Origin of the sequence: Binatus sp. (SeqCode) (assembly GCF_050013435.1) — a bacterium.
Lineage (GTDB): Bacteria > Desulfobacterota > Binatia > Binatales > Binataceae > Binatus.
In genome coordinates this window covers 1-3576 of sequence record NZ_JBEKFG010000137.1, presented here as the reverse complement: position 1 = coordinate 3576, position 3576 = coordinate 1, and the positions used below count along the sequence as shown (strand labels likewise).

Genomic DNA, 3576 nt, shown 5'->3' with positions numbered 1-3576 from the left:
CTAGTTGATTCCGCGGCCAAGTTCGCGCGAGCGATCGCTGGCGGCGTGCAATGCGGCGGCCACGATATCAGAAAAACCATGCTCGGCGAATCGGCGCAGCGCGGCCTCGGTGGTGCCGCCCGGCGAAGCGACCGCCGCAATCAAATCGGAGACCTCGCGCGTGGACTCGCGCATCAGGTGTTCGGCGCCACGAATCGTCTTCAGCGCCATCCGGATTGCCAGTTCGCGCGGGAGTCCTTCGCTCACCGCCGCATCTGCCATCGCCTTGGCGAACAGGTAAACGTAAGCGGGGCCGCTGCCCGAGAGCGCAGTGACCACGTCCAGTAGCTTTTCGTCCTTCAGCGCGACGGCGTCGCCCACCGCCCTGAAGATGCGCAGCGCGAACGCCTCGTCTTGCGCCGACGCTCCACGCCCGCGCACCATCGCCGCCATCCCATGACCCACCATCGCGGGCGCGTTCGGCATCACGCGGATCACTCGCGCGCGCTTGCCGAGCCCGCGGGTCAGTCGCGCGATCGTCACGCCGGCGGCAATCGAAATGAACAGCTTGCCCCGGCCGGCCGCTTTTGCGCTCGCTTTCGCCAGTTCTGCCCCGAGCTCCGCCATCACCGCGTCGATTGTCTGCGGCTTGACCGCCAGCAGGATCGCCGCGGCCTCGCGGACGACCTCTGCATTGTCGTCGGTCGTCGCGACCTTGAGCGCGCGCGCGAGTTTGCGCCGGCGCTCCGGCGCAACGTCGGACACGATAATTTCGCCCGGCTTGAAAACCTTGTGCGCGATAAGGCCGTGCGCGAGCGCCTCGGCCATGTTACCGCCGCCTATGAATCCGAGTTTTTTCATACTTTCACGTGTTCACTTTTTCACGCTGTGCGTTCGCCGAAGACTGCGCGTCCGACCCGCACAATCGTCGCGCCTTCCTCAATGGCGATTTCGAAGTCGTCGGTCATGCCCATCGAGAGTTCGCTTAGCGCAAGCCCCGATTGCACTGCAAGGCGATCGCGCATCTCGCGCAGCCGCGCGAAGTAGGGACGCGTCGTCCCGGCGCCGGCGGCCGGCGGCGGAATCGTCATCAGGCCCTCGATTTCGATCTTGTCGCGAACCGCGTCCACCAGCGCGGCGACTCCGTCCGGCGCGACTCCGCTCTTGCTCGCCTCGGCGCCGAGATTCACTTCGATGAGCGCGCGGACGCGCGGCGACGGTTGCGCACGGCCCAGCGCTTCGGCCAGCCGCACCGAATCGACGCTGTGGATGAGCGCGAATGCGCTTGCCGCCGCCCTTGCCTTGTTGGTTTGCAGATGGCCGATCAGATGCCATCGAATTTCGGTCAAGTCCGCCAACTCGGCGCGCTTCGCAATCGCCTCCTGGACGTAGTTCTCGCCGAAATCGCGCGCGCCTGCCTGCGATGCGGCGCGAATCGCCTCGCTTGGCTGCGTCTTGCTCGCGAGCACGAGCCGAATCGAGGAAGGATTGCGACCGGCGTGGCGGGCAGCCGCGGCGATCCGCGCTCGCACGATCTCCAGCCGCCGCTCAATTTCATTGCCAATCGACATTCCCGCGACCTTGCCTAAGCGCGCTTCACGCCCCATCGCGCTAGCGCCGCGACGACGCGCTCGGTCGGCAGGCCCATCACGTTGTCGCGCGATCCTTCGACGTGGGAAATAAATCCACCGCCAACGCCCTGAATTCCATACGCCCCGGCCTTGTCGAATGGTTCCTCGGTGGCGATGTAATCGTTGATTTCGGCCTCGGCCAGCTTACGAAAAGTCACCTGGCTCTCGACCGGCGAACTCTCCAGGATGCACCCGCCCCGCACCAATGCAAACGCAGTCACCACCGTGTGAACCCGCCCGGAGAGCATCCCGAGCATCCGGCGCGCGTCGTCGGGATGGGCGGGCTTCTCCAGAATCTGAGTCTCGCACAACACGATGGTGTCGGCACCGATCACAATCGCTTCCGGGAACCGCGATGAAACCGCGCCGGCCTTTTCCCGCGCCATCCTGAGTGCGTAGTCGCGCGCCGGCTCGCCCGGTTCGTGCCGCTCCGGCACCAAACTTTCGACCACCTCGAACGAAATTCCCGCCGCCGCCAATAGTTGACGGCGCCGCGGCGACACCGAGGCAAGAATCACTTTGCTTGAATCACCCATCTTTTCAGTTGTCGGACATTTTTTCAGTTGCCTGACCGTTTTTCAGCTTCCTGACGGCGCTCCGATGTCGCGCCGGAGAACTACCTTCCAATTGAAGACGCTTCCGGCATGCGCTAACCAAGATTAGATGATACCGAAATGGTGGCGCGATGGCGCGCTGATGATTCTATCCGTGATGCTGCTCGCCGGATGCGCGTCGGCGCCCGCGCGTGCCGATTCAGCGGCCGCGTCCTCGCAAGCTGCGGCACCGGCCGAAACCACGCCGTCACCGTCACTTGCCCCTCCTATAGCTGCGCCCAACGCGCCGCCGTCCGACGCACAGGCGGCGTTCCTCGACGGCTATCGCGCGTATCGCGACCACGACAATTCACGGGCGATAGATCGTCTCAAATTCGCTGCCTACAATTTTCCGGCGCTCGGCGACTACGCGCTGTTTTACCTTGCACTCGCACAGCACGACCAGGGCGACCTGAACGCCTCGGCAGACACGCTCGATCGCCTCGTCAGGACGTATCCGGAAAGCGTGATGATCGATCGCGGCGAGATTCTGCTCGCGGAAAATCTGCTGAAGCTCGGCCGGATCGCCGAGGCCTCTGCGGTGGCGTCGCGGCTGATTGCGCGGACGCCCGAAGCGTCTATCGAGCAGCGCGCGCGCATCGCACAGGCGCGCGCGCTTATCGCGCTCGGGAATCCAAAGTCAGCCTATGCGGATGCGATGGAACTGCGAGACAAGTATCCGCGCTCCGACTCGGACGCCGAAGCGCGCATGATTGTTCGTTCGCTCCTGGCGTCGAACCCCGAGCTCGCCGACACCGCTTCACTCGCTTATCATCGCGACGAATCCGAGTTGACCCTCCGCGAGGGCGATTTGTCCGCGGCCAACGAGCAGGCACGCGCGGGGCTTGCGATGGAGCCGGAGCCGTCGGTTCGCGCGGAACTGCTGTGGGTGGACGCGCGAGCGCTGAAAGCGGAACCCGACCGCGCCAGGCGCGCGATCATCGAGTATCTGCAAATCGCGCCCCGCGGACCGGACGCGCCGGCGGCCCTCGAAGCTCTGGCGCTAATTTACTGGCACGACGATCAAGACGATCTCGCGCGTGCAACGCTGAACAGACTCGTCGCGAATTTCCCGGCCAGCGCGCTCGCGCCCGGGGCGATGCTGCGTGTCGGCAGAATCTTCGAAGAACAGCACCTGCTCGATTCCGCCCGCGCGCAATATCGACGCCTCGCCGCGCGCTATCCAGGCAGCGACGCCGCCGAGGACGCGCGGTTTCGCATCCCCTGGACGTTGTACCTGGCGCGCAATTACCGCATCGCGGCGGCGGGATTCAAGGTTGCCGCTGCGCGCGCCAAAGACGCGACCGATCGCGACATGTGCGAGTACTGGCGTGCGCGTGCGCTGGAAAATGCGGGCGATACCGGCGATGCTC

General features: G+C 65.1%; 4 protein-coding genes. 1 reads left to right on the top strand and 3 read right to left on the bottom strand.

The genetic code is table 11. From position 1 onward, the window contains the following. From proC to ABSB13_RS16830, 3 genes are read right to left on the bottom strand one after another with little or no spacing between them, the layout of a single operon-like run. The gene (gene proC / locus ABSB13_RS16840) at positions 1 to 840 is read right to left on the bottom strand and encodes a pyrroline-5-carboxylate reductase (protein WP_428110499.1); all 840 of its coding nucleotides are present in this window, start codon (positions 838 to 840) and stop codon (positions 1 to 3) included. A gap of 20 nt (positions 841 to 860) precedes the next feature. Continuing rightward, positions 861 to 1586, bottom strand: coding sequence for a YggS family pyridoxal phosphate-dependent enzyme (locus ABSB13_RS16835; protein ID WP_428110498.1), 726 nt, complete (start codon positions 1584 to 1586; stop codon positions 861 to 863). Beyond that, the gene (locus ABSB13_RS16830) at positions 1565 to 2146 is read right to left on the bottom strand and encodes a Maf family protein (RefSeq protein ID WP_428110496.1); all 582 of its coding nucleotides are present in this window, start codon (positions 2144 to 2146) and stop codon (positions 1565 to 1567) included. Before ABSB13_RS16830 ends, ABSB13_RS16835 begins: the two co-directional genes overlap by 22 nt. A 127-nt stretch (positions 2147 to 2273) precedes the next feature. Between ABSB13_RS16830 and ABSB13_RS16825 the strand changes: the two genes are divergently transcribed. Continuing rightward, a partial coding sequence (locus tag ABSB13_RS16825) for a tetratricopeptide repeat protein (protein WP_428110495.1) occupies positions 2274 to 3576 on the top strand: 1303 nt, incomplete at its 3' end.